The 23848-nt window shown below is 62.6% G+C and carries 24 protein-coding genes; 9 read left to right on the forward strand and 15 right to left on the reverse strand.

Annotation, left to right across the window (positions count from 1 at the left end; genetic code table 11):
* Positions 1-25 precede the first annotated feature (25 nt).
* From mutY to H3L91_RS12415, 9 genes are all read right to left on the reverse strand, one after another.
* A complete protein-coding gene (gene mutY / locus H3L91_RS00685) occupies positions 26-1117 on the reverse strand; it encodes an A/G-specific adenine glycosylase (protein WP_081458556.1) in 1092 nt (363 codons plus the stop codon).
* A 34-nt stretch (positions 1118-1151) separates the two neighbouring features.
* The gene (locus H3L91_RS00690) at positions 1152-1460 is read right to left on the reverse strand and encodes a DUF7716 domain-containing protein (RefSeq protein WP_154647165.1); all 309 of its coding nucleotides are present in this window, start codon (positions 1458-1460) and stop codon (positions 1152-1154) included.
* Between the two features lie 26 nt (positions 1461-1486).
* The gene (gene nth, locus H3L91_RS00695; RefSeq protein ID WP_007341456.1) at positions 1487-2149 is read right to left on the reverse strand and encodes an endonuclease III; all 663 of its coding nucleotides are present in this window, start codon (positions 2147-2149) and stop codon (positions 1487-1489) included.
* Positions 2150-2339: 190 nt separating this feature from the next.
* Entirely contained in the window at positions 2340-4502 is a 2163-nt protein-coding gene (yccS, locus tag H3L91_RS00700; RefSeq protein ID WP_040658504.1) for a YccS family putative transporter, read from the reverse strand.
* A 192-nt stretch (positions 4503-4694) separates the two neighbouring features.
* A complete protein-coding gene (locus H3L91_RS00705; RefSeq protein WP_007341459.1) occupies positions 4695-5114 on the reverse strand; it encodes a hypothetical protein in 420 nt (139 codons plus the stop codon).
* 104 nt (positions 5115-5218) lie between these two features.
* A complete protein-coding gene (locus H3L91_RS00710) occupies positions 5219-5854 on the reverse strand; it encodes a DUF1287 domain-containing protein (RefSeq protein ID WP_007341461.1) in 636 nt (211 codons plus the stop codon).
* Positions 5855-5935: 81 nt separating this feature from the next.
* Positions 5936-7876 (reverse strand): ATP-binding cassette domain-containing protein, encoded by a 1941-nt coding sequence (locus tag H3L91_RS00715; protein ID WP_007341462.1) that lies wholly within the window; start codon positions 7874-7876, stop codon positions 5936-5938.
* A 107-nt stretch (positions 7877-7983) separates the two neighbouring features.
* Positions 7984-8661, reverse strand: coding sequence for a sulfite exporter TauE/SafE family protein (locus tag H3L91_RS00720; protein ID WP_007341463.1), 678 nt, complete (start codon positions 8659-8661; stop codon positions 7984-7986).
* Between the two features lie 75 nt (positions 8662-8736).
* Positions 8737-8859, reverse strand: a complete 123-nt coding sequence (locus H3L91_RS12415) for a hypothetical protein (RefSeq protein ID WP_256998568.1) — start codon at positions 8857-8859, stop codon at positions 8737-8739.
* A gap of 97 nt (positions 8860-8956) precedes the next feature.
* Between H3L91_RS12415 and H3L91_RS00725 the strand changes: the two genes are divergently transcribed.
* Positions 8957-9250 carry a hypothetical protein gene (locus H3L91_RS00725; protein WP_007341465.1) on the forward strand — a complete coding sequence of 98 codons (294 nt, stop codon included), beginning with the start codon at positions 8957-8959 and terminating at the stop codon, positions 9248-9250.
* 76 nt (positions 9251-9326) lie between these two features.
* Here H3L91_RS00725 and H3L91_RS00730 read toward each other — a convergent pair whose 3' ends face one another.
* Positions 9327-10259, reverse strand: a complete 933-nt coding sequence (locus tag H3L91_RS00730) for an AraC family transcriptional regulator (protein WP_007341466.1) — start codon at positions 10257-10259, stop codon at positions 9327-9329.
* 102 nt (positions 10260-10361) lie between these two features.
* Between H3L91_RS00730 and H3L91_RS00735 the strand changes: the two genes are divergently transcribed.
* The 6 genes from H3L91_RS00735 to pyrI all read left to right on the forward strand — a co-directional run bounded on the left by H3L91_RS00735 (position 10362) and on the right by pyrI (position 15670).
* Positions 10362-10697 carry a carboxymuconolactone decarboxylase family protein gene (locus H3L91_RS00735; RefSeq protein WP_007341467.1) on the forward strand — a complete coding sequence of 112 codons (336 nt, stop codon included), beginning with the start codon at positions 10362-10364 and terminating at the stop codon, positions 10695-10697.
* 163 nt (positions 10698-10860) lie between these two features.
* Positions 10861-11235, forward strand: coding sequence for a rhodanese-like domain-containing protein (locus H3L91_RS00740; RefSeq protein ID WP_040658505.1), 375 nt, complete (start codon positions 10861-10863; stop codon positions 11233-11235).
* A 77-nt stretch (positions 11236-11312) separates the two neighbouring features.
* Complete coding sequence (locus H3L91_RS00745; RefSeq protein WP_007341469.1) at positions 11313-11801, forward strand: DUF302 domain-containing protein; 489 nt, start codon at positions 11313-11315, stop codon at positions 11799-11801.
* Positions 11802-11937: 136 nt separating this feature from the next.
* Positions 11938-13857, forward strand: coding sequence for a nucleoside-diphosphate sugar epimerase/dehydratase (locus H3L91_RS00750; protein ID WP_040659267.1), 1920 nt, complete (start codon positions 11938-11940; stop codon positions 13855-13857).
* Positions 13858-14279: 422 nt separating this feature from the next.
* Positions 14280-15200, forward strand: a complete 921-nt coding sequence (gene pyrB / locus H3L91_RS00755; RefSeq protein WP_007341472.1) for an aspartate carbamoyltransferase — start codon at positions 14280-14282, stop codon at positions 15198-15200.
* Between the two features lie 11 nt (positions 15201-15211).
* Positions 15212-15670 carry an aspartate carbamoyltransferase regulatory subunit gene (gene pyrI / locus H3L91_RS00760; protein ID WP_007341473.1) on the forward strand — a complete coding sequence of 153 codons (459 nt, stop codon included), beginning with the start codon at positions 15212-15214 and terminating at the stop codon, positions 15668-15670.
* A 465-nt stretch (positions 15671-16135) separates the two neighbouring features.
* On the opposite strand, the gene fabF is transcribed toward pyrI, so the two are convergent.
* From fabF to H3L91_RS00780, 4 genes are all read right to left on the reverse strand, one after another.
* A complete protein-coding gene (gene fabF, locus H3L91_RS00765) occupies positions 16136-17383 on the reverse strand; it encodes a beta-ketoacyl-ACP synthase II (RefSeq protein ID WP_007341474.1) in 1248 nt (415 codons plus the stop codon).
* A gap of 118 nt (positions 17384-17501) precedes the next feature.
* Positions 17502-17738 (reverse strand): acyl carrier protein, encoded by a 237-nt coding sequence (acpP, locus tag H3L91_RS00770; protein ID WP_007341475.1) that lies wholly within the window; start codon positions 17736-17738, stop codon positions 17502-17504.
* Positions 17739-17969: 231 nt separating this feature from the next.
* Positions 17970-19994, reverse strand: a complete 2025-nt coding sequence (locus H3L91_RS00775) for a prolyl oligopeptidase family serine peptidase (protein WP_007341476.1) — start codon at positions 19992-19994, stop codon at positions 17970-17972.
* A gap of 94 nt (positions 19995-20088) precedes the next feature.
* Entirely contained in the window at positions 20089-20460 is a 372-nt protein-coding gene (locus H3L91_RS00780; protein ID WP_007341477.1) for an ACP-like domain-containing protein, read from the reverse strand.
* Between the two features lie 257 nt (positions 20461-20717).
* On the opposite strand from H3L91_RS00780, the gene lysS reads away from it, so the two are divergent.
* Together lysS and H3L91_RS00790 are read left to right on the forward strand one after the other, a co-directional pair.
* On the forward strand, positions 20718-22229 hold the full coding sequence (gene lysS / locus H3L91_RS00785) for a lysine--tRNA ligase (RefSeq protein ID WP_040658506.1): 1512 nt from the start codon (positions 20718-20720) through the stop codon (positions 22227-22229).
* A gap of 117 nt (positions 22230-22346) precedes the next feature.
* On the forward strand, positions 22347-22949 hold the full coding sequence (locus tag H3L91_RS00790; RefSeq protein ID WP_007341480.1) for a UbiX family flavin prenyltransferase: 603 nt from the start codon (positions 22347-22349) through the stop codon (positions 22947-22949).
* A gap of 345 nt (positions 22950-23294) precedes the next feature.
* Here the strand turns inward: H3L91_RS00790 and lptA are convergent, their stop codons facing one another.
* A complete protein-coding gene (gene lptA, locus H3L91_RS00795; RefSeq protein ID WP_050783151.1) occupies positions 23295-23783 on the reverse strand; it encodes a lipopolysaccharide transport periplasmic protein LptA in 489 nt (162 codons plus the stop codon).
* Positions 23784-23848 lie beyond the last annotated feature (65 nt).

A 23848-nucleotide genomic window follows, 5' to 3' on the forward strand; every position in this document is an offset into this window, starting at 1 on the left:
TCGGCTTGTGGCGCGGGCGGTTTTTTCAGACGGCCTCTGCGCCCAGATAGGCCGCCAGCGGTTTGGGCAGGCCGTAGGCGGGCAGGTCTTGCGGCGGCACCCACAGGCCGTCTGAAACTTTTTCAGACGGCCTCCCGCAGCGGGCGGCGAAGGGGGTGATGAGCAGCAGGCGGTGGGTGAGGCGGTGGGTGAGGGCGGCTTGTTCTTCGAGGCCGTCCGAACACACGCCGTGTTGCGCGGCGGCATCGTGCAAGGCTTCGAGCGTGTCGAAACAGGGCACGCAGTAGAGGCCGCCCCAGATGCCTTTGGTGGGGCGTTTTTGCAGGAAAACCGCGCCGTCAGAGTCCCGCAAAACAAGCCAGTAGAGCGGCAGGGTGGGCACGGGCTGCGTGCTTTTACGGCGGGGCAGTTCGGCGGTACGGCCTTGTTTGCGGGCTTGGCAGACGTCGGCCATCGGGCAGGCGGGGCATTGCGGTTTGGCGCGGGTGCAGACGGTTGCGCCAAGGTCCATCAGCCCCTGGGTGTAGGCGGGCATGTCGGCGGGGTCGGCGGGCAGCAGGCTTTCGGCCAGCGTCCACAGGCTTTGCTCGAATTTTTTGTCGGCGGGGTCGCCCTCGCGCGCGAAAACGCGGCAGAGGACGCGTTTGACGTTGCCGTCGAGGATGGTTTCGCGTTGGCAGAAGGCGAAGGCGGCGATGGCGGCGGCGGTGCTGCGGCCGACGCCGCTGAGGGTTTCGAGACCGGCGCGGCTTCGGGGGAACGCGCCGCCGTGCTCTGCGGCGATTTGTTTGGCGGCTTTGTGCAGGTTGCGGGCGCGGCTGTAATAGCCCAGCCCCTGCCAGAGGGCGAGCACTTGGTCTTCGGGCGCGGCGGCAAGGGCGGCGGCGGTGGAGAAGGCGGCGAGAAAGCGCGGGTAGTATCGGGCAACGGTGGACACCTGGGTTTGTTGCAGCATGATTTCGGAGAGCCAGACGCGGTAGGGGTCGCGGCTGTGCCAGGGCAGGTTGTGGCGGCCGTGTTGTTTCTGCCAGCGGATGAGGCGGTCGGCGAAGGTGTCGGCGAGGCCGTCTGAACGGGTTTCAGACGGCCTTTGTGCGGGCGGGACGGCGGTGTGCATGGTTTGTTTTTTTATGATTGGGTTTTCAGACGGCCTAAAAATCAAGATAGGTGTCGTGTTGCGCGTAGTAGCCGAGGTTGCGGACGATGTCTTCCGTTGCCGCGCCGCTTTTCTGGTGCAGGGTGTTGGCGACGGCGTCGGCGAACTGCCGGCCGTAGTAAAGCAGTTCCAAACCGTTGGCGAATACGAAGTCGGAATAGCCTTCGGGGTTGTCGTCTTCGTCGAAAGTTTCGTCGTCGAGCGGTTCGTCGAGCAGGCAGACGGTGTCGGCGGCAATCGGCGCGACGGGGGCGGCGACGAGTTCGGCGAGGGTGTAGGGGTGGCGCAGTTGGGCGGTTGCCATGGTTTGTGTTTCCTGTAAAAACATTTTCAGACGGCCTCGGCAAGAGGCGGCGGCAGGGAAACGGTTTTGCCTTTGTATTCGCACAAGTCGTTCACAATGCATTGGTGGCACAGGGGTTTTTGCGCTTTGCAGACGTAGCGGCCGTGCAGGATGAGCCAGTGGTGCGCGTTTAAAATGAATTCGTCGGGGATGACGCGCAGCAGTTTGTCTTCCACTTCGCGCACGTTTTTGCCGGGGGCGAGGTTCATGCGGTTGCTGACGCGGAAGATGTGGGTGTCCACGGCCATGGCTTTTTGGCCGAAGGCGGTGTTGAGGACGACGTTGGCAGTTTTGCGGCCGACGCCGGGGAGGGCTTCAAGCTCTTCGCGCGTCTGCGGCACTTGGCCGCCGTGTTTTTCGATGAGGATGCGGCAGGTTTCGATGATGTGTTTGGACTTGGTTTTGTAAAGGCCGATGGTTTTGGTGTATTCCATCACACCGGCCAAGCCCAAATCAAGCATGGCCTGCGGCGTGGGGGCGGCGGGGAAGAGGTGCGCAGTGGCTTTGTTCACGCCTTTGTCGGTGGCCTGGGCGGAGAGGAGGACGGCGATGAGGAGCTGGAAGGGGCTGTTGTAGTGCAGCTCGGTTTGCGGGTGCGGGTTGGCGGCGCGCCAGCGGGCGAAGATTTGGTAGCGGGTATGTTTGTTCATGTTTTCGCGTGTGTTTTGTGTGCCGGTATTGTAGCCCAATTGGTGGAGGCCGTCTGAAAAACGTTTTTCAGACGGCCTTTCGTTTCACCAACGCACCAAACAACCGCCGCCACTCCCAAACCGCGTGCGTGGCTGCGCCGCACACCCTGCCTTGGCCGCAGAGGCCGTCTGAAAACGTAAAACGCGCTTTTCAGACGGCCTCTGCGGCCTGCGGGACGGGGGCGGGTCGGGCTTTGCCGTGCAGGGATTCGCGGGCGGGTTGGAGCAGGTCGGCGGTGGCGGTGATCTGCTGGGTGAGGACGTGCGCCTGCTCGCTGTCGGGGGTGAGGGCGGAGAGGGCGGCGCGGGTGTCGGCAAGGCGTTGGGCAAAGGTGTCTTCGGGCAGTTCGGGCAGTTCGGCGGCGAGGGTGCAGACGGCATCGGCGGCGGGAAACCATTGGCGCAGGAAGGTTTGGTGGGACTCGTCGCGGCTGAGGGTGTCGCGGTATGCGCCCAGGGCGGAGATGTAGCCGATGAGGGAGTAGTTGATTTTGAGCAGGCGGAAGCCGTCGTGCAGGCGGGTGCCGTATTTTTCGGGTTCGCCGGACATGTCGGAGAGGGTGCTGGACAGGGCGGCGGCGCGTTCGTGGGCGAGGCGGCGGGCGGCGCGGTAGGCGACGTTGTCGCCGCCGCCGTGTTCGAGCTGGACGAGTACGGCGCGCAGGTAGCCGGCGTCGGCGGATACGGCGGCCGCGCCGGTTTTGCCCAGTTGCAGGTAGTGCCAGTCGGGCCAGATGTAGGAGACGGCCGCCCAGGCCAGGAGGCAGCCGATGACGGTGTCGGCCATACGCATGGGCAGGGCTTGGGTAATGTCGTAGCCGGCGATGGAGAAGCTGATGAGTGCCTGGATGGTGATAAAGAAGGTGGAGTAGCTGTATTTGTTGGCGCGAAAGAGGAAGAAGAGGGCGACGCCGGCGGACATGACCATCAGTTTAGCTTCGAGCGACTGGGTGAAATAGGGCATCAGGGAGCCGACCAGTACGCCGCCGAGGGTGCCGGTGATGCGTTGTTTGAGGCGGCTTTGGGTGGCGGAGTGGTTGGGCTGGCAGACGAATACGGCGGTGAGCAGTATCCAGTAGCCAAAGTTGAGGTTGAGGGTTTCGACGATGAGGCCGCACACCAGCACCAGCAGCGACATGCGCACGGCGTGGCGGAAGGTGGCCGACTGGGGGTTGAGCTGGGCGGCGATGCTTTTGAGGGCGTCGCGCAGTTTGGCCGAGTCGTGGTGGGCGATGCGCTGGTCGGCGGACGGGTTTTCATCCAGGCCGCTGTCGAGGGTGGAGAGGCGGTGGTTGATGTTTTGCAGGTTGCCGGAGAGGCGTTGCAGCAGCGGCGTTTCCGGCGCGCCCGCGTGGGCGGCGGCGTAGTGGGCGGCCGACTGTTTCAGGCCGCGTCGGGCGCGGGCGAGGCGGGGGTCGGGTTCGTAGACGCGGTTGTCGCGCAGGCTCTCGGCGATGTCGCGGCAGGCCTGCGCCTGCAATTCCATCAGGCGCAGGAAACGGAAAATCAGGTCGGTGTTTTTCAGCTTGTCGGCCGCGTCGCGGTAGCTGATGTGGCTGGAACTGGCGCGCTCGTGGATGTCCTGCGCGGCGAAGTAGTAGCGCAGCATGCGGGTGGTGCGCGGGTGGCGGTGCTGGCCGCGCATCCGGTAAAACAGCGCGCTGCGGCAGAGATTGAAGGCCTGGATGACGCGGCTGTTGGCCATCGCCAGCGCAATTTGCCGCTCTTCGAGGGCGGCGGTTTCGTCGGGGTCGAAAAAACCGGCCTTCGCGTCGAGATACGCGCCCAACGCTTCATAAGCGTCGGCGGTGTTTTCCTGCACCGTGCGGTGCGGCAGCAGCGCGTGCATGGCGAGGGCGCACAGGCTGTACAGACCCGCGCCGCACAGTATCATCAGCGGGTTGAGATACCAGGGCGACGCGCTCTCGGGATTGTGGGTGAGCGTGGTGTACACCGCCACCGCCAGCGTGCCAAAGGCGATGGTGCGGTAGCGCAGCCCCACCGCCCCGGCCATGGTGAACACAAAGGCCAGAGCCGCCATCACCGGCAGAAATATCGCCGGATGACCCAGCGAAGCCTGCACCGCCAGCGACGACACGGCAAAGGCTGCCAGCGACACCGCACTGTTTTTCAGACGGCCTGCAAAGGCGTTGTCCAAATCCACCAGCCCGCCCGCAATCACCCCCAACACCAGCGGAATGGCCACGCTTTGCAGGCGGAAGCGGTACACAAGCAGGGCGACAATCGACACGGCCAGCAGCGGCGGCAGCACCGCCAGCACCTTGCCGCTGACGGGCGGGGTTTTGAATTTCATGGCATTCCCAAAACAAAGCGGACAAAACGGGGGCGGATTGTACACGGCGCGGCGGCGGGCGCATAAGGCCGTCTGAAAAAGCTGCGGCGCGGCTGGCGCGGCTTTTTCAGACGGCCTTTTTCCGAACAAAATGCGGTGCGGGCGGTGTTTGTTGCCAAAAACACCGCCCGCAAGGCTGAATGTCAACACGCCTTAAAGATACCGCATCACATACTTCAGCCAGCGCATCAGCAGAGCCGCCGCCGCGCCGACGGCCGCGCCCGCCAATGCCGCCGCCCAAGCCTGCCCCATCAAACCGCCCGCCGCCGCCCCGCCCGTGATGGCAATCAGATATTGGTCGAAGCGGCTGTATGCCGGCTGCGGCTCGGCAAAGTCTTCCTCTGCCAGCCACACCGCAAACAACGTGGTCAGTGCCAGCCACAAACCGGCCAGCCACAGCCGTTTTTTCGGCGCAAGCGGTTGGCCGAACACGCCCGCCAGCGCCGTGCCCAGCATCAGCAGCGCAAGCAGCACCGACACGGCCAAGAGCGGCAGCGCAATGTGCGCCAGCCGCCGCCACAGGCGCAGCGGTACGCGTTTCAGGGAAAAAGGTTCGGGGCTTGTTTTTTGCATAACGGGCGGGGCGGGGGCAGAGGGTTTTTCCGGCAGTCTGAAACCGCGTGCGTGGCGGAGCCGCACACCCTACGCTTGCTTTCAGACGGCCTTTTAAGCGGCGGCTACTGCGACAGGCGGTAGTGGCCGGTGATCGGGTAGCGGTAGAGGATGTCTTCCTCCTGCGTGCCGCGCCCGATATTGTGGATGACGAGCGGGCGGCTGCCTGCGCGGCGGTCGGAGACGATGCCGATGTGCGGGCGGTCGCGGCCTACGTTCCAGGTAACGATGTCGCCCGCCCGAAAATCGCGGCCATCGGCCTGATAGCCCTGCCGTTGGAAATAGGCGGCGAGGTTGGGCACGCGGCGGTGGTCGATGTTGGGGTCGGGGGCGGAGAGCCCCCATTTTTGCGGGTAGGCGGAGAAGTGGCGGCGCATGTCTTCGTGCACGAGCCGCTGCAAATCCACGCCCTGCCGCCGCAGGGCGCGGATGATCACGTCGGTGCACACGCCCTTATGCGGCGGTACGTCGCCCATCGGGTAGGCGAGTTTGGTGTAGGCCGGGTCGTAGGCCACTGTCTGCCCGATTTGGGCGCGGGCGGCGGCCACCAGCGGGGGAGACGGATTTTGCGGCGCGGCGGCGGCTTCGGTTTGCACGGCGGACGCGTCGGGCGGGGCTTGCGGCGGCTGCGGTTCGGAATCGGAGCAGGCGGCCAGCAGGGCGGCCAGTAAAACGGCGGGATACGGGCGGGCGGGTTTCATGGCGTGGTTTTCAGACGGCCTCTGTTGTGTGTAAACAGGCTTGTATGGCAAAAAACTACCTGCATGGCAGAGACGGCTTTTTCAGACGGCCTCTCCGCCCTGTTTCGCTTCCAATTCCTCCCAGCGTTCCAGCTTTTCCAACAATTCGGTTTCGATTTCTTCCGCCCGCTGTTGCAGCGTGGCGGCTTTTTCGTAGTCGCGGAAAATGTCGGGGTTGGAGAGTTGGGCGGCGAGGGCGGCCTGTTCGGCTTCGAGGGCGGCGATTTGGTCGGGCAGGGCGTCGAGTTCGCGCTGTTCTTTGTAGGAGAGTTTGACCGTGCGGTTGGGCTTGGGTTTGGACTTGGCGGGCGTGTCTTCGGCGGCTGATTTCGCAGGCGGGGCAGCCTGAAAAGCCTGTTCGCGGTTTTTGGCATCGAGATAATCCTGATAGCCGCCGATGTATTCTTTCAGACGGCCTTCCCCTTCAAACACAATGCTTTGGGTTACCACGTTGTCGAGGAAGGCGCGATCGTGGGAGACGAGGAACACGGTGCCCGCATAGTCGCGCAGCAGGTCTTCCAGCAGCTCTTGGGTGTCGATGTCCAGATCGTTGGTGGGCTCGTCGAGGACGAGGATGTTGGCGGGGCGGGTGAACAGTTTGGCCAGCAGCAGGCGGTTGCGCTCGCCGCCGGAGAGGGAGGAGACGGGCGATTGGGCGCGGGCGGGGGAAAACAGGAAGTCTTCCAAGTAGCCCATCACATGCCGTTTTCTGCCGCCGATTTCCACATAATCGTTGCCCTGGCCGAGGGTGTAGAACACGGTGTCGTTTTCGTTGAGCGCGCTGCGGAACTGGTCGAAATAGGCGGTTTCCTGCTTGCTGCCGAGGCGGATTTTGCCCGATGTGGGCGCGAGTTCGCCGAGAATCAGCTTTAAAAAGGTGGTTTTGCCGATGCCGTTTGGGCCGATAAGGCCGATTTTGTCGCCGCGCTGGATGACGGCGGAGAAGTCGCGCATGATGGGTTTGCCGCCGTAGTCGAAGGAGGCGTGTTCCAGTTCGGCGATGATTTTACCGCTTTTTTCGCCCGCGTCGAGGCGGAAGGACACCTGGCCTTGACGCTCGCGGCGGGCGGCACGCTGACGGCGCAGCTCTTCCAGTCGGCGCACGCGGCCTTCGTTGCGGGTGCGGCGGGCTTCGATGCCTTTGCGTATCCACGCTTCCTCTTGGGCATGAAATTTGTCGAACAGGCGGTTGTGTTCGGCTTCCACGGCCAGCTCTTCGGCTTTTTTCTCGCTGTACCGCGCGAACGAGCCGGGGTAGGAGCGCAGCGTGCCACGGTCGAGTTCCACGATGCGGGTGGCGACGTTATCGAGGAAGCGGCGGTCGTGGGTGATGACAATCAGGCTGCCTGAAAAGCCGCGCAGCAGGTTTTCCAGCCACAAAATCGCGTCGATGTCGAGGTGGTTGGTCGGCTCGTCGAGCAACAGAATATCGGGCTTTTGCACCCACGCCTGCGCCAGCGCGACGCGCTTTTTCTGGCCGCCGGACAGGTTGGCGATGGTTTCGTTTTCAGGCAGCCCCAATTCGCCGATGGTCTGGCGCACGGCGGCATCAAACTGCCAGCCGTTTTGCGCTTCGATTTGGTTTTGCAGCGCGTTCATTTCGGCGGCGAGTTCCGAATTTTTCCCAAAGGGACTTCCTTCGGTCGCAGGCTGCCTTTCGAGTTCGGACAACACGGCATGATAGCGGCGCAGCACATCGCGCAGGCCGCCCAAGCCTTCGGATACGGCGTCGAACACGGTGGATTTGGGGTCGAAAAAATTCTCCTGCGGCACATACACCGTTTTCAGGCCGTTTTGCAGCACGATTTGGCCGTCGTCCGCCTTCTGCACGCCCGCGAGGATTTTCAAGAGCGACGACTTGCCCGCGCCGTTGCGCCCGATCAGGCCGACGCGCTCGCCGGCGTCGAGTTGGAAGGAAGCCTTGTCGAGCAGGGCGACATGGCCGACGGCAAAACACAGGTTTTCGGCTTGGAGGATGTTCATGGGGGTTCGGTTAGTAGGGATGAAAGAGGCGGATTGTACAGGCAAAGGCAGCTTGGAAAAGGCACAAAGGCCGTTTGAAACCCTGTTTTATGGTTTTTCAGACGGCCTCAGGCGAACAGCATCGCGGCGGCGCGGTAGAGCTGCCACAGTGCCCAGCCGCAGACGGACAGGCCGGCGGCGAGGCGCAGGCGGCGGTTTTGCAGCAGGGTTTTGAGTTGTCCGGCAAACCAGCCGAAGGCCAGCAGGTTGGGCAGGGTGCCCAGGGCGAAGGCGAGCATCAGGAGGCCGCCCTGCGCCGCGCTGCCGCTGCCTAGGGCGTAGAGCGACGCGCTGTACACCATGCCGCAGGGCAGCCAGCCCCACAGCAGGCCGACGGCGAAACAGGCGGGGGTGCTTTTGATCGGCAGCAGGCGGTTGAGCAGCGGGTTGAGCCGCCGCCAAACGGGTCTGCCCGCGCCCTCGATATGGCGCACGAAATCGGACAGTCCGGCCAGATAAAGGCCGAGCAGCAGCAGCAGGATGTTGGCGGCGAAAAACAGGGCGGTTTGCAGGCCGCGCGTCTGGTAGAGCGAAATGCCGAACTGGCCGAACGCACCGGCCAGCGTGCCGATGGCAGTGTAGCTGGCAAGGCGGCCGAGGTTCATTAACACAATCAGGCGCAGGCGGCCGATGTGCGGCGGCAGTTGCAGGGCGAAGGCGGAGGAGAGGCCGCCGCACATGGCCAGGCAGTGCCCGCCGCCGAAGAAGCCGAGCAGGAAGAGGGTGAGGTAGGAGAGGTTGTTCATGGTGTGTGTTTGAGGCCGTCTGAAAAACGGTTTTCCCTTTTTTCAGACGGCCTGAATGCCTGTTTGCAAACGGGTTCAGCGGCTGGTATAAAAGAAAAACAGCATGGCCGCAAGGTTGGCCGACACGGCGGCGGCGGTTCGGGCGGCACTTTCAAAAGGCAGGTTGTACAGTTTGCCGACAAATAAAAAAGCGTTCATATCGGGTTGGAAAATGTAAAAACCGTTTTAAAAACAATATACAGCAATAAAATAGGCGCAGCCGCCGCACCCGCAGCCGTTTTTTAAGGAGACCGAAATGCCGCGCCTTTTTTCTGTTTTGCTGCTGCTTGCCGCCGCGCCCGTTTTTGCGGCGGAGACCAAGCCCGATTCTTACGAAACCGAACGTTTGGAGCGCAGCTGCGCCATCGGGCGCGAATCGCTGCTGCGCGAGCGCAACGGCACGCCCGCCTGCGACCGGCTCGACCGCCTCTACGGCCGCCCGCCGAAGGCCGAACCGGTTGTCGTGGTGGTGCCGCAGGAGCGGGATCGCGATCAGGACTGGCGGTGGGACGAACAAAACCGGCGTTGGGAATACCGGCCGACGCGTTAGGCCGTCTGAAAAACAGTTTTAACTTCGTTGAAGCTTCGCTTTCAGAAACGTCATCCTCGCGAAGGCGGGGACGGCCTCAAATCACAAAATCCGCCTCTGCCGCTTCGCTTTGTTTGCGGTACTGCCCGGGGGTGATGCCGTACATGCGCTTGAACGCTTTGCCGAAATGGGTTTCCGAGCCGAAGCCGACGTCCAGCGCGACGGCGAGCACCGAATCCGCGCTGCGTTTGAGGCGCACGGCGGCCTGTTGCAGGCGGATGCGGTTGACGAAGGCATAGGGGCTGGTGGCGGTGTGGGTTTTGAACAGGCGCATAAGCTGGGCGCGGGAAACGCCGGCCAGGGCGGCCATTTCCTCGATCGCCCACGGGTGCGCCGGGTCGTCGAGCACGGCGCGGATCACAGTGCGCAGGCGGCGGTCGCGCCAGCCGCGCAGCACGCCCTCGGGCAGCGGGCTGAGGCGTTTTTCCGCGAGGAAGACGCGCAAAAGCTGCACCAAGAGCACAGTGGCGAGCGCGTCCACCGTCGAGCGCGCGCCGGGCGCGGCGTTGTCGGCCTCGGTCTGCAACAGGGCAAGCAGATGCCGCAGCGGCGTGCCGCGCATGTTGAGCACCACGGTTTCGGGCAGCCCCGCCATCAGGTCGGCCTGTGTGTCGTAGGAAAAACGGGCGCAGAAGAGGCTCAAATCGGCCGCGCCCTTGCCGCTTTTTTTGCGCAGAAACGCGCCGTCCTCAGCCGTTTCCACCGCCGCGCCGCTGTTGGCGCAGCCCTCTTCGCTGCTCAAAACGTGCGCCGCGCCGCGCGGGAAAAACACCACGTCGCCCTCGTGCAGGCGGCGCGGCTGGGCTTCGGCGTCGGCTTTGAGCCAGCCTGTGCCGCCGGTAACGATGTGCACCAGCGCGCGCCCGCGCCGAACCTCGTGCCGCACATACCAGCCGCCCTGAAACAGGCACTGCACGTCCGCGCTGCCGCTGATTTGCGCGAGCGACACCAATCTGTCGAGCATATCCATTTTGCACAGCCTTATGATACGATTTGCAGGGTATTATAAAGCGAAAGGCGCAAAAATGGCGGCCTTTTCCCACCGACTCCATTTTGAAGAAAGGATCAAACCATGTTTAAAGACTGGCCCGAACACACCGCCCTGGTGAAAAAAGCGTTTGCCCAAATGGGCAAAGACCATCCGAAAATGCTGCAAGCCTACGGCGCGTTGGAGCAGGCGGCCGCCGCCGAAGCCCTCGATGCGAAAACGCGCGAGCTGATCGCCATCGCCGTGGCCATCACCACCCGCTGCGAAAGCTGCATCAGCGTGCACGCCGCCGCCGCCGTGAAAGCGGGCGCGACCGAAGGCGAAATCGCCGGCGCGCTGGCCACCGCGATTTCCCTCAACGCCGGCGCGGCCTATACTTACGCCCTGCGTGCGTTCGAGGCGGCCGAAAGCCAACGCTGAAACAAATACTTGCATACGGCCTTGCGCTTTGAGGCCGTCTGAAAGCGAAACTTCAACGAAGTTAAAACAGCGTTTCAGACATTTTCAGAAACGTCATCCCCGCATAGGCGGGAACGGCCTGCCCCGCAACCGTTTCCCGTTTGACCACCCGAAAGGAAAACCCATGAAAAAACTGATTGTCCCCGCCCTGCTGGCCGCCGCTCTGGCCGCCCAGCCCGCCTTCGCCGTTTCGCCCGCGCACAAGGCCGGCCATGCCGCCCAAGCGCAGCAGCCCGTGCGCGCCGAGGGCGTGTGGATCGATGTGCGCTCGCCCGAGGAATACGCCGAAGGCCATCTGTCGGACTCGACAAACATCCCGCTGGAACAGATTACCGGCAAAATCGTCCAGGTGCAGCCGGACAAAACCGCCCCGATCAACCTCTACTGCAAATCCGGCCGCCGCGCGGGGCTGGCCAAGCAGATGCTGGAAAAGCTGGGCTACACCAATGTAAGCAACCGGGGCGGCTATCAGGATTTGCTGGCCAAGGGTTTGAAATAAGGCTTTGAGGCCGTCTGAAAAATGGAAAACGTATTTTTCAGACGGCCTCAAAGCCCTTTCCCTTAAAGGAGCATCCGATGAAATTTTCCGCAAAACCCGTGCTGCTGTCCGCCGCGCTCGCGCTTGCCGCCTGCGCCGCGCCCTCGGCCGCACATTCGGACAAGGAGGCAACCGTGTCCCAAGCCACCCGCACCCGCAGCGTGCAAAGCCGCTACGGCTTCGCCGAAACCGTGTCCCGCCTGCAACAGGCCGTGAAGGCCAAAGGCATGACCGTGTTTGCCGTCATCGACCATCAGGCCGCCGCCCGCGCCGCCGGATTGGAGATGCAGCCGGCCACGGTGATTGTGTTCGGCGCGCCCAAGGCCGGCACGCCGCTGATGGTCAAAGACCCCGATTTCGCGCTGCGGCTGCCGCTCAAAGTGCTGGTAACCGAAACCGGCGGCCGGGTACGCGCCGTGTTTTACGACACCCGCGACCTGATCGCAGACAGCGGCATCTCGGCTGCCGATGTGGAAAACAGCCTCGCCCTCGCGGGGGTGCTGATTGAGAAAACCGTGTCGCAATAGCCGCGCCGCCAAACGCAGAGGCCGTCTGAAACGTGTTTTTCAGACGGCCTGTTTTGCCGAATCCGCTATAATGCGCGCCGCCCGGACCGATGCCGTTCGGGCGGCCTTTTTGACAACCGCCAAACCCGCCCCCGCCATGCCCGAAACCCTGCTGTCGCTGCCGCGCCATGTGAAAAAACTGCTGTTCGTCGTCCACGACCTGCTGCTGGTTTTCTGCGCCTTCTGGTTCACCCAGAGCCTGAAAGCGGATTACGACCGCGAATGGTACGACCCGGCCAACTGGTACGCCTTCGCCGCCACCGTGGCCTTCACCGTGCCGCTGTTCGCGCGGCTGGGGCTCTACCGCGCGGTTACCCGCTACATCAGCCTGCGCATCCTCGCCGTCGCCCTCTTTGGCAGCTTCGCCTCGATGCTGGCGTTTTTTTTCAGCGTGCTGGTGTTTGAAAAACAGCTGCGCCTCGCCCTGCCGGTGGTGTATTTCTTCCTTTTGGTGGTGCTGATTGCCGGTTCGCGCCTGCTGCTGCGGCTGATGCTCACCGAGCGCAGCGAGCGCAACAGCGCGGTGCCGGTCATCATCTACGGCGCGGGGCAGTCGGGACGGCAGCTTGCCGAGGCGGTGAAACAGGTAAACGAATACCGCGCCGTGGCCTTTGTGGACGACAACCCGCGCTTGCAGGACACCACCGTCAGCGACCTGCCGGTGCACAGGCCGTCCGAAACCGAAAAACTCATCGCCCGCTACGGCGTGAAAAAAATCCTACTCGCCATCCCCAGCGCGCCGCCCGCCGCCCGCCGCGCCATCCTGCGCCGACTCGAAGCCTACCCCTGCGAAGTGCTGGCCATCCCCGGCATGAAAGACCTGGTGGACGGCCGCATCCACACCGGCGTACTGAAAAAAATCTCCGTCGCCGACCTCTTGGGACGCGAGCCGGTCGAACCCGATGCGGAACTGATGTCGCTGGACATCGCCGGCAAAAGCGTGATGGTAACCGGCGCGGGCGGCTCCATCGGCTCGGAGCTGTGCCGACAGATTATCGCCTGCCGCCCCGCGCGGCTGGTGCTGTTCGAACTTTCCGAGTTCGCCCTCTACACCATCGAACGCGAGTTGGACGAATGGCAGCGGCAGCACGGCGGCTGCGAAATCCTGCCGCTTTTGGGCTCGGTGCAGGACAAAGGCCGTCTGAAAAGCGTGATCGCCGCCTTTGGCGTGGACACCGTTTACCACGCCGCCGCCTACAAACACGTCCCCCTCGTCGCCCTCAACACCATCGAAGGCATCCGCAACAACGTGTTCGGCACACTCGCCTGCGCCCTGGCCGCACAGGAAGGCGGCGTGTCCACCTTTGTGTTGATCTCCACCGACAAAGCCGTGCGCCCCACCAACACCATGGGCGCGAGCAAACGCATGGCCGAACTGGTATTGCAGGCACTGGCCGCCGAGCCTGCCTGCCGCACCCGCTTTTGCATGGTGCGCTTCGGCAACGTGCTGGGCTCCTCCGGCTCGGTCGTGCCCGCCTTCGCCCGCCAAATCGACCAAGGCGGCCCGGTAACCCTCACCCACCCCGACATCACCCGCTATTTCATGACCATCCCCGAAGCCGCCCAGCTCGTCATCCAGGCCGGCGCGATGGGCAAAGGCGGCGACGTGTTCGTGCTCGACATGGGCGAAGCGGTGAAAATCGCCGACCTCGCCCGCCGCATGATCCGCCTCTCCGGCCTCGAAGTGAAAGACGAAAGCCACCCGCACGGCGACATCGAAATCCGCATCACCGGCCTGCGCCCGGGCGAAAAACTCTACGAAGAACTGCTCATCGGCGACCAAGTCTCCCCCACCCGCCACCCGCGTATCCTCACCGCCGCCGAAACCATGCTGCCCTGGCCAGAACTCTGCGCCCTGCTCGACGACACCGCCGCCGCCTGCGACGCGGGCGACCAGGCCACCCTGCGCCGCCTGCTGCTGTCCGCCCCCGCCGCCTTCGCCCCGCAGGACGGCATCTGCGATCTGGTGTGGACCGCGCAAAACGGCGGCGGGCGCAAAGCGGATGAGGCCGTCTGAAAAACCAACCCATGCCGAACCAGACGTAGGGTATGTCGCCCCAAGGCGACGCACGCGTTCCCCGCCGCGTAACGAATCCGCGCCTTCCCCAAAGTCCAAAACCGCGTGCGCGGCTTGCGCCACACACCCTACATGAGCGAAAGAGGCCGTCCCCGCCTACGCGGGGATGACGTTTCTGAAAGCGCGGCTTCGGCGCAGCCAAAAACGCAAACGGTATTTCAGACGGCCTCCTCCGCGCCCAAACCGCCCGATATGGTTTCAGACGGCCTGCCCTTGTGCGATAATCGCGCCGTTTTTTCCCGCAGGACAACCGCCATGCCCCAGTGCGCCGCCCCCCGTACCGCCGCCGCCCGCCGCAGCGGTTTTCCGTTTTTCCATCCTTCCCGCCGACGCGCGGGTTTTTTTACGGAACAAAGAAACCCATGCCCAATCCCCTCTACCGCCAACACATTATTTCCATTGCCGATTTGTCAACCGAACAGCTCGAATGCCTGCTGCACACCGCGCTGAAACTCAAAGCCGCGCCGCGCGGCGACCTGCTCGCGGGTAGGCTCGTCGGCTCGTGTTTTTTCGAGCCGTCCACGCGAACGCGGCTGTCGTTTGAAACCGCCGTGCAGCGTTTGGGCGGCAAGGTGATCGGTTTTGCCGACGGCGCGAACACCAGCGCGAAAAAAGGCGAAACGCTGGCCGACACCGCGCGGATTATTTCCAGCTACACCGACGCGATTATCCAACGCCACCCCAAAGACGGCGCGGCGCGTGTGCTGGCCGAGTTTTCCAAAGTGCCCGTCATCAACGCGGGCGACGGCACCAACCAACACCCCAGCCAGACCCTGCTGGATTTGGTAACGATTTACGAAACCCAAGGCCGTCTGAACAATCTGAAAATCGCCATGGCGGGCGACTTGAAATACGGCCGCACCGTGCACTCGCTCTGCCAGGCACTCAAACGCTGGGGCTGCGAATTTGCCTTTGTGTCGCCCCCCAGCCTCGCCATGCCCGACTACATCACCGAAGAACTCGACGAAGCCGGCTGCGCCTACCAAATCCTCCCCAGCCTCGAAGAAGCCGCGCAATGGGCGGACATTCTCTACATGACCCGCGTGCAGCGCGAGCGTTTTGACGAGCAGGAGTTCGCCAAAATCCAAGGCAAATTCAACCTTGACGCTTCCATGCTCGCCGGCGCGAAACCCAATCTGCGCGTGCTGCACCCGCTGCCGCGCGTCGATGAAATCCATCCCGATGTCGATGCCACGCCGCACGCCTACTATTTCGAGCAGGCCGTGAACGGCGTGTACGCGCGCATGGCGATTTTGTCGCTGGTATTGAACGAAGAAGTGTAAGGAGCGCAACCATGGAACATCAGAAACTCAGCGTAGAAGCCATTGAAAACGGCACCGTCATCGACCACATCCCCGCCGGTTTGGGGCTGACCATTCTGCACCGCTTCAAACTGCTGCACTACGGCAGCGCGGTAACGGTGGGCTTCAACCTGCCCAGCAAAACGCAGGGCAGCAAAGACATCATCAAAATCGCGGGCGTGAGCTTCGACGAAGCCGCCGCCAACCGCCTCGCCCTGTTCGCCCCCGAAGCCGTAGTCAACACCATCGCCGATTTCAAAGTGGTATCCAAACGCCGCCTCACCCTGCCCGACGAAATCGCCGAAGTGTTCCGCTGCCCCAACGCCAACTGCGCCAGCCACGGCGAGCCGGTGAAAAGCCGCTTCTATGTGAAACACCAGGGCGGCCACACCAAACTCAAATGCCGCTACTGCGAAAAAACCTTCCCGCGACAGGCGGTGTTGGAAGCGTAAACACGGCGAAAGGCCGTCTGAAAACCGTAAAACGGGTTTTCAGACGGCCTTTCGCCGTTAGGTAGGGTGTGTGGCGCAGCCACGCACGCGGTTTCGGTTTTGGGCAAACGCGCGGATTCGTTACGCGGCGGGGAACGCGTGCGCCGCTGGGGCGACACACCCTACGTATAACCCGCCCGCCGTCATTCCCTTTTAAACACCGGCATCGGAAGCCGTTTGAAATGGTGGGTCGAGACCCACCCTACGCAATCTGCCGCTAAGGTAGGGTGTGTGGCGCAGCCACGCACGCGGTTTGGGATTGGGGAAACTTGCGGATTCTTTGCGCAGCAGGGAACGCGTGCGCCGCCTTGGGGCGCGACACACCCTACGTTTGATTCACCATGGGCGGAAGGACAACAGGCCGTCTGAAAAGCGCAAAAAGCGTTTTTCAGACGGCCTGTTTGATATTGCGGCAAGTCCTGCCGGTCAGCCGATGTAACGTTTGAACACCAGCGTGCCGTTGGTGCCGCCGAAGCCGAAGGAGTTGGAAATCGCCACGCCAATTTTGGCGTCGCGGGCTTCGTTGGCGCAGTAGTCCAAATCGCAGCCGCCTTCGATGTCCTGCTCGAACAGGTTGATGGTGGGCGGGGATTTTTGGTGGTGCACGGCCAATACGCTGTACACGGCTTCCACGCCGCCGGCCGCGCCTAAGAGGTGGCCGGTCATGGATTTGGTGGAGTTGACGATGGTTTTGTAGGCGTGCTCGCCCAGGGCGCGTTTGAGGGCTTTGGTTTCGTTGGCGTCGCCCAGCGGGGTGGACGTGCCGTGCGCGTTGACGTAATCGACGTCTTGCGCGTTCAAGCCTGCGTCTTTGAGGGCGCGGGTAACGGCCAGCGCGGGGCCTTCTTCGTCGGGGGCGGTGATGTGGTAGGCGTCGGAACTCATGCCGAAGCCGACCAGCTCGGCGTAGATTTTCGCGCCGCGTTTTTTGGCGTGTTCGAGTTCTTCCAAGACCAAAATGCCCGCGCCTTCGCCGATGACGAAGCCGTCGCGGCCTTTGTCCCACGGGCGGGAGGCGGCGGCGGGGTCGTCGTTGCGGGTGGAAAGGGCTTTCATGGCGGCAAAGCCGCCCACGCCCAGGGCGCAGATTGCGCCTTCCGCGCCGCCGGCGATCATGATGTCGGCGTCGCCGTATTTGATGAGGCGGGCGGAATCGCCGATGGCGTGCGCACCGGTGGTGCAGGCGGAAACCATGCCGTAGCTGGGGCCGCGGTAGCCTTTGAGGATGGTAACGTGGCCGGAGATGAGGTTGATCAGCGAGCCGGGGATGAAGAAGGGGTTGATTTTGCGCGCGCCGCCTTCGGCCACGGCTTTGCCGGTGGCTTCGATGCTGGGCAGGCCGCCGATGCCGGAGCCGATGTTGACGCCGACGCGGTCTTTGTCGAGGCCGGAGATGTCGTCCAAGCCTGCGTCGGCGATGGCTTGCAGGGAGGCGGCGATGCCGTAGTGGATGAAGGCATCCATGCGGCGGGCTTCTTTCGCGCTGATGTATTGGCCGATGTCGAAGCCGCGCACTTCGCCGGCGATTTGGCTGTTGATGTCGGATGCGTCGAAACGGGTAATCGGGCCGATGCCGCTTCTACCTGCGAGCAGGTTTTCCCACGCGCTCGGTATATCGTTGCCGACCGGGGAAACCTGCCCCAGTCCGGTAATCACTACTCTTCTCTGACTCATAAAATCTGCTCGTCGGATAATCGGGTTGCGGCGGCACGCTGCGCCGTATCAATGAGAAACGACCCCTGTGTGCAGAAAGCCTGCGCACAGAGGCCGGGAAAGGGGTTACAGACGCGTATCAGCCCTGTTTTGCATTGATGTAGTCGATGGCTTTCTGCACGGTGGTGATTTTTTCGGCTTCTTCGTCGGGGATTTCGCAGCCGAAGGCTTCTTCCAAAGCCATGACCAGTTCGACGATGTCGAGGGAGTCGGCACCGAGGTCGTCTTGGAAAGAGGATTCGTTTTTCACTTCGTCGGCGGCAACGCCAAGCTGCTCGGCAACGATTTCTTTCACTTTTTGTTCAACGTTTGACATGTTTTTAAGTCCTTAATTTGAGCCTTGCGGCGGGTGGGGTTGGTGTTGAAACTCGAAACGGGCGGCATTGTAACCGATTGGCTTGGAGTTTGCTATCTGATTCGGCGGCCGCGTTTTTCTGTTTTTCAGACGGCCTGATGCGGCGCAATGTGCGGCATATTAGCACGCGGCCGATTTTTCCGACAAGGGGGCGTTGTCCGGTTTTCGCCGCAGTTGCGCCCTGTTCGGCGATTATCCGCCGTTTTTCCGGCCTATGGTTTGGTTGAGGAAACACAGCACGCAGGCGAGTTCCGCCGCCGTGTCTTCCTGTGTGCCGTTGCCGGTGTGGCCGCCGCTGTCGGGGACGTAGAGCCAGGCGGGTGCGCCGAAGCCGCGCAGTTTGGCGTAAAACTTCAAGGCGTGGGCGGGGTGGACGCGGTCGTCGGACAGGCTGGTGGTAATCAGGGCGGGCGGGTAGCTGAGGCCGTCTGAAAGATTGTGGTAGGGCGAGAGGGCGGCCAGGTGCGGGCGTATTTCGGGATCGGCGGGGTCGCCGTATTCGTCGGTCCAGCTTGCGCCGGCGGAGAGCTCGGTGTAGGCGAGCATGTCGGTGAGCGGCACTTCGCACACCAGCGCGCCGATGCTTTGCGGCTCGCGCACGAAGGCAGCGGCGGCAACCAGGCCGCCGTTGCTGCCGCCCTGTACGGCAATGCGCTCGGGCGAACTCATGCCGCGCGCGGCCAGATCGCGCACCACGGTCAGAAGGTCGTCGGCGCTGCGGTGTTTGTGTCTGCCTTGTGCGGCGGCATGCCAGTGTTTGAACTCGCCGCCGCCGCGCACGTTGGCAACGACAAAAGCATTCCCCTGTTCGAGCCAGTGGCGGCCGATGCTTTCGGGGTAGTGCGGCGGCTCGGGTTCGCCGAAGCCGCCGTAGGCGTAAACCAGTGTCGGCGTGTCGGGCGCGGCGGTTTTGCCGACGTGGAAATAAGGTATCCGCGTGCCGTCGGCCGACTCTGCCCAAAGCTGCTGTACTTTGATGCCGTCTGAAACAAACTGTTCGGGCTGGCGGCGCAGCACGCTCAGTTCGTTGACGTGCAAATCGAGGGCAAACAGAGTGAGCGGCGTGGTGAAATCGTCGGCGGCCAGATAGAGCACGTCGCCGCCCCAGGGCTGGTCGGTAATTTCCAGCGCGCCTTCGGGCAACTCGGGCAGGCTTTGTTCTTCCCATGTTTTGCCCGTCCATTTCCACGCTTTCAGACGGCCTTTCACGTTATCCAGCAGCGACACGGCGATAAAGCGTTTGGTGGTTTCCACGCTGTCCACCGCCTGCGTGTCCGCCGGCTCGAACAACAGCACCGCTTCGCCCAGCACGCCCTTGTTCAGCTTCACCGCCACCAGCGCGCCCGCCGGATAGCTTTGCTTGGCGCGCTGCCACGGTTCGCGCAGCTGCACGAGCAACTGCCCCGCCGTGTAGCCGACGATGTCGCAGTCGCGCGGCAGGTTCAGTTTGGCGGTGCTGTTGTCGGGCAGCACCTGGTAATAGTCTTTGGTGAAAAAGCCTTCCGCCGCTTCGATCAGATCCACGGGCGAACCGAGGCCGTCGAGATAACGCCAGGCGTTGGCCATCATCCAGTTTTCCGCCACCTGCAACACGGGCAGGCCGTCTGAAAACGCCTGACCGCGTTCGAGCAGCCACACCTGGCGCGGATAGCCCGATTCGGTGAGCTGGCGATCGTCCCAGGCGGGGCAGACCCACACGCTGTTTTCGTCGCGCCACGAAATATGGTTTTTGCCCGCCGGAAATTGGAAGCCGTTTTCGACGATGCGCCGCCCGGCCAAATCGAATTCCAGCGTGTAGGCCGCGTCGCCGCCCGCCACGCTCAGGCTCAACAGCACGCGCAGCGGCTGCCCGACATAATGCGACACGCCGTCCAAGTAAACGTCGTCGCCGAGGATTTCGTCGAAATCGGCTACGGAAAACAGCACTTCCCAATCGGGCAGACTGGCGCGGTAGGAGGCGGCGGAACAGACGCGGTAGACGCCTTTGGGAAATTCCGCGCTCTGGTGGAAATGGTACATCCGCGCGCGGTGTTCCTGGCAAAACGGAATCTGCCGCTCGTCGCGCATGGCTTGGGCGATGTCGTCGCGCAGGGCGCGGAAGGCGTCGTCGCCGGCAAAACGCGCCAGCGTTTCGGCATGGGCGGCGCGGGCGAAATCCTGTGTGGCGGGGTCGGAAAGATTGTGGAAACGGGAAAACGGATCGTGTTGCTCGGGCATGGTGTGAGGCTGTCTGAAAAGGAGAAAAGGGCGCGATTATAAACAAAAAGGCCGTCTGAAACGTTTTCAGACGGCCTCTGCGCTTGATGCACAATCAGCGGGGCGTACAGCTTTTGAACAGGATTTCGTCTTTCGGCGAAGTGATCATGATGGGCTGCTTGCGGTAGTTTTTGGTGCTCATCGCGCCGGTGCCCAGAGTGTAGCCGCCCTCGTCGATGAAGAAGGTGTCCACATTGTCGGAGCGGTCGAGGTTGATGTCCATGGTGCGGTTGCGGCCGTCAATGCGGGCAACGGCGTAGTTGGGCAGGCCTTGTTTGTTAAAACCGTAGGTTACGTTGATGCGTTTGCCCTGCTGGCAGCGGTAGGAAACGGATTTTTTGGACACGGTGGGATTGCCGGTTTCGGCCAGGGCGGTGCCGCTGAAGGCAACAAGGGAAGACAAGACAACGGCAGATAACAATTTCATTTTAATATCCTCAAAAAATGTGAAATTTGAAACGCTTTGCGCCGGACGCGGCCGCCCGTGCGCAAAGCGAGCGCATACTAAAACTTTTTCCGTTAAAACGCCTAATGATTTCGGATAATTTTTGTAAAGGAAACCGGCCGCGCCGCCGTGTTTTCAGACGGCCTGTCTTTCAAAAAAAAGAAAAACCGCGTAAAATCCGCGTAAATCCCTCCACCGTCAGGCAGTTACAACTGCCTGTTTTTTATCAGGCAAATAATATGACCGAACACCAAACCCCCGCCGCCGAACCCCAGCTCGACGAAAACCAGATTATCGCCCTGCGCCGCGAAAAACTGCATGCCATCCGCCAAGAGCGCATCGCCTTCCCCAACGATTTCCAACGCGACAGCTTCGCGGGCGAGCTGCACGAAAAATACGATGCCCTCTCTAAAGAAGCACTCGACCCGCAGGAAATCCCCGTCAAAATCGCGGGGCGCATGATGCTCAAACGCGCGATGGGCAAAGCGAGTTTCGCCACCGTTCAGGACGTGAGCGGCCAAATCCAGCTTTACATCAACAATCAGGGCGTAGGCGAAGCGGCGCACGAAGATTTCAAACATTGGGACATGGGCGACATCGTCGGCGCGGAAGGCACACTGTTCAAAACCAACCACGGCGAGCTGACCGTGCGCGTGTCGAATATCCGCCTGTTGTCCAAATCGCTGCGCCCGCTGCCCGACAAACACAAAGGCTTGGCCGACCAGGAAGTCAAATACCGCCAGCGTTATGTGGACTTGATCGTCAGCCCCGAATCGCGCGACACCTTTATCAAACGCAGCAAAATCATCCAAACCGTGCGCAACTACATGGTGGGCGAGCGTTATCTCGAAGTGGAAACACCGATGATGCACCCGATTCCCGGCGGCGCGAGCGCGAAACCGTTTGTAACCCACCACAACGCGCTGGATATGCCGCTGTATCTGCGCATCGCACCCGAGCTTTATCTGAAACGCCTAATTGTCGGCGGCTTGGAGCGCGTATTTGAAATCAACCGCAGCTTCCGCAACGAGGGGATGTCCACCCGCCACAACCCCGAGTTCACCATGATGGAGTTTTACGAAGCCTTCTGCACCTACGAGCGCATGATGCAGATGACCGAGGGCGTGATCCGCGCCTGCGCCCAAGCAGTGTGCGGCACGGCCAAAATCAGCTACAACGGCAAAGAAGTCGATTTGGAAAGCCCGTTTGAGCGTCTGACCATTCTCGAAGCCATCAAAAAATACAATCCGCACTACACCGACGAGCAGCTTTCCGACGAAGCGTGGCTGAAAAAAGAAATCGTGCGCCTGGGCGAAAGTCTGCCGCCCGCGCCCGGCATCGGCAGCCTGCAACTGGCGCTGTTTGAAGGCTGCGCCGAAGGCAAACTGTGGAACCCGACTTTCATCATCGATTATCCGGTGGAAGTATCGCCGCTGGCGCGCGCCTCCGATACCAAACCCGGCCTGACCGACCGCTTCGAGCTGTTTGTGGTCGGCCGTGAGCTGGCCAACGGCTATTCCGAGCTGAACGACCCCGAAGACCAGTCCGCCCGCTTCAAAGCCCAAGTGGCGCAGAAAGACGCAGGCGACGACGAAGCCATGCACTACGATGCCGACTACATCCGCGCGATGGAATACGGCCTGCCCCCCACCGGCGGCAGCGGCATCGGCCTCGACCGCCTGGTGATGCTGCTCACCGACGCGCCCAGCATCCGCGACGTGATTCTGTTCCCGCAGATGCGGCCGGAGTAGGCGCAGCGTTCACAGACCAAAAGGCCGTCTGAAAAGCCCGGTTTCGGTTTTCAGACGGCCTGATTCATCATGCCGACTTGGCCAAGAGGCCGTCTGAAAGCCGTCCGAAAAAAGCGGATGGCTGCAACCACGAAGGACAACCACATGCACAAACGCCGCATCATCGTCGGCATCAGCGGAGCCAGCGGCTTCCAATACGGCATCGCCGCCCTGCGCATCCTGCGCGAAGCGGGCGCGGAAACCCACCTGATTGTCTCCAAAGGCGCGGAACTCACCCGCGCCCTCGAAACGCCGCACCGCAAAGACGAAATCCACGCCCTGGCCGACACGGTGCACGCCGTCGGCAATCTCGGCGCGCCCGTGTCCAGCGGCTCGTTTCCCGCCGACGGCATGATCGTCGCTCCCTGCTCGATGCGCACCCTCGCCGCCGTTGCGCACGGCCTGTCCGACAACCTGCTCACCCGCGCCGCCGACGTTACCCTGAAAGAACGCCGCCGCCTCGTTCTGATGGTGCGCGAAACCCCGCTCAACCTCGCCCACCTCGACAACATGCGCCGCATAACCGAAATGGGCGGCATCGTCTTCCCGCCCGTGCCCGCCCTCTACCACCGCCCGCAAACCGCCGAAGAAATCGTCGCCCACAGCACCGCCCGCGCCCTCGCCCTGCTCGGCATCCCCCTGCCGCCAAACCTGCAATGGCAGGGCGGCACGGCCGAATGAAACGCCCGGCCGCCAAACGCCGCAAACACACAGAGGCCGTCTGAAAAGCATTTTTCAGACGGCCTCTTGCTGCTGTAACGCCAATGCGGACAATAAGGCAGGGTGCCGTCCCAAGCCCAGTAGGGTGTGTGGCGCAGCCACGCACGCAGTTTCGGATTTTTGGGAAAGCGCGGATTTGTTACATGGCAGAGACCGCGTGCGTCGCTGGGGCGACACACCCTACCTGCTGGCATAAAACGCGTTTGCTGCAAACAAACCGAGAGGCCGTCTGAAAACCTTGTTTGCTGTTTTTCAGACGGCCTCTGTCCGGCACTCCGCCGCACACCCCGTTGCGGGCGTTGGCGGTTATTTGCCCCGGCTGCCCATGCTGTCGGGCTGAATGACGACGCTGACACGTTTGCCGCCCTTGCCGCTGGCGGGTTTGCTGCCGCTGACGGTATAGACTTCGGTGCGGGTGTTGTAGGTGATGACCGCGCCTTCGGCCTTGTCGCCGCCGCGCGTTACTTTGGCGTTGCCGCTGAGGCGCACGACGTTGGTGGCGGAGGAGTAGTCCACCTGCGACGCCTCGCCGCTGACCGTGCCCTTGCCGCCGTCGAGGGTTTGGCCGAAGCGCACGGGGCTGCCGGTGGCTTTCATGGTCTGCTGGCCGTCGTCGCTGCGCACGACGTGCACGCTGGCGGCGCGGATATTGAGCGTGCCTTGTTTGATGGACACGTTGCCGCTGAATGTGGTGGAACGGTTTTTCTGGTCGAGTTCGCCCTGGTCGGCTTCGATTTCGATGGGCTGTTTGCGGTCGCTTTCGAGGGCGTGCGCCAAGGGGGCGGCCAGCAGCAGGGCGGCGGCAAGGGCGTTAAAAACCTGTTTGGTGCCTCTGCGCGCGACGTCCGCTGATACAGATT

Source organism: Neisseria bacilliformis (assembly GCF_014055025.1).
GTDB classification, from domain to species: domain Bacteria; phylum Pseudomonadota; class Gammaproteobacteria; order Burkholderiales; family Neisseriaceae; genus Neisseria; species Neisseria bacilliformis.

Excerpts from the sequence above, each read along its gene's own strand:
- H3L91_RS00725 (WP_007341465.1), top strand. The coding sequence starts at position 8,957 with ATGCCGCGCCTTTTTTCTGTTTTGCTGCTGCTTGCCGCCGCGCCCGTT.
- H3L91_RS00735 (WP_007341467.1), top strand. The coding sequence starts at position 10,362 with ATGTTTAAAGACTGGCCCGAACACACCGCCCTGGTGAAAAAAGCGTTT.
- H3L91_RS00780 (WP_007341477.1), bottom strand. The coding sequence starts at position 20,460 with ATGAAATTGTTATCTGCCGTTGTCTTGTCTTCCCTTGTTGCCTTCAGC.
- acpP (WP_007341475.1), bottom strand. The coding sequence starts at position 17,738 with ATGTCAAACGTTGAACAAAAAGTGAAAGAAATCGTTGCCGAGCAGCTT.
- H3L91_RS00740 (WP_040658505.1), top strand. The coding sequence starts at position 10,861 with ATGAAAAAACTGATTGTCCCCGCCCTGCTGGCCGCCGCTCTGGCCGCC.
- H3L91_RS00745 (WP_007341469.1), top strand. The coding sequence starts at position 11,313 with ATGAAATTTTCCGCAAAACCCGTGCTGCTGTCCGCCGCGCTCGCGCTT.
- H3L91_RS00715 (WP_007341462.1), bottom strand. The coding sequence starts at position 7,876 with ATGAACATCCTCCAAGCCGAAAACCTGTGTTTTGCCGTCGGCCATGTC.
- lysS (WP_040658506.1), top strand. The coding sequence starts at position 20,718 with ATGACCGAACACCAAACCCCCGCCGCCGAACCCCAGCTCGACGAAAAC.
- yccS (WP_040658504.1), bottom strand. The coding sequence starts at position 4,502 with ATGAAATTCAAAACCCCGCCCGTCAGCGGCAAGGTGCTGGCGGTGCTG.
- fabF (WP_007341474.1), bottom strand. The coding sequence starts at position 17,383 with ATGAGTCAGAGAAGAGTAGTGATTACCGGACTGGGGCAGGTTTCCCCG.
- H3L91_RS00730 (WP_007341466.1), bottom strand. The coding sequence starts at position 10,259 with ATGGATATGCTCGACAGATTGGTGTCGCTCGCGCAAATCAGCGGCAGC.
- pyrB (WP_007341472.1), top strand. The coding sequence starts at position 14,280 with ATGCCCAATCCCCTCTACCGCCAACACATTATTTCCATTGCCGATTTG.
- H3L91_RS00750 (WP_040659267.1), top strand. The coding sequence starts at position 11,938 with ATGCCCGAAACCCTGCTGTCGCTGCCGCGCCATGTGAAAAAACTGCTG.
- H3L91_RS00710 (WP_007341461.1), bottom strand. The coding sequence starts at position 5,854 with ATGAAACCCGCCCGCCCGTATCCCGCCGTTTTACTGGCCGCCCTGCTG.
- H3L91_RS00790 (WP_007341480.1), top strand. The coding sequence starts at position 22,347 with ATGGCTGCAACCACGAAGGACAACCACATGCACAAACGCCGCATCATC.
- H3L91_RS00720 (WP_007341463.1), bottom strand. The coding sequence starts at position 8,661 with ATGAACAACCTCTCCTACCTCACCCTCTTCCTGCTCGGCTTCTTCGGC.
- mutY (WP_081458556.1), bottom strand. The coding sequence starts at position 1,117 with ATGCACACCGCCGTCCCGCCCGCACAAAGGCCGTCTGAAACCCGTTCA.
- H3L91_RS00690 (WP_154647165.1), bottom strand. The coding sequence starts at position 1,460 with ATGGCAACCGCCCAACTGCGCCACCCCTACACCCTCGCCGAACTCGTC.
- H3L91_RS00705 (WP_007341459.1), bottom strand. The coding sequence starts at position 5,114 with ATGCAAAAAACAAGCCCCGAACCTTTTTCCCTGAAACGCGTACCGCTG.
- nth (WP_007341456.1), bottom strand. The coding sequence starts at position 2,149 with ATGAACAAACATACCCGCTACCAAATCTTCGCCCGCTGGCGCGCCGCC.
- H3L91_RS00775 (WP_007341476.1), bottom strand. The coding sequence starts at position 19,994 with ATGCCCGAGCAACACGATCCGTTTTCCCGTTTCCACAATCTTTCCGAC.
- pyrI (WP_007341473.1), top strand. The coding sequence starts at position 15,212 with ATGGAACATCAGAAACTCAGCGTAGAAGCCATTGAAAACGGCACCGTC.
- H3L91_RS12415 (WP_256998568.1), bottom strand. The coding sequence starts at position 8,859 with ATGAACGCTTTTTTATTTGTCGGCAAACTGTACAACCTGCCTTTTGAA.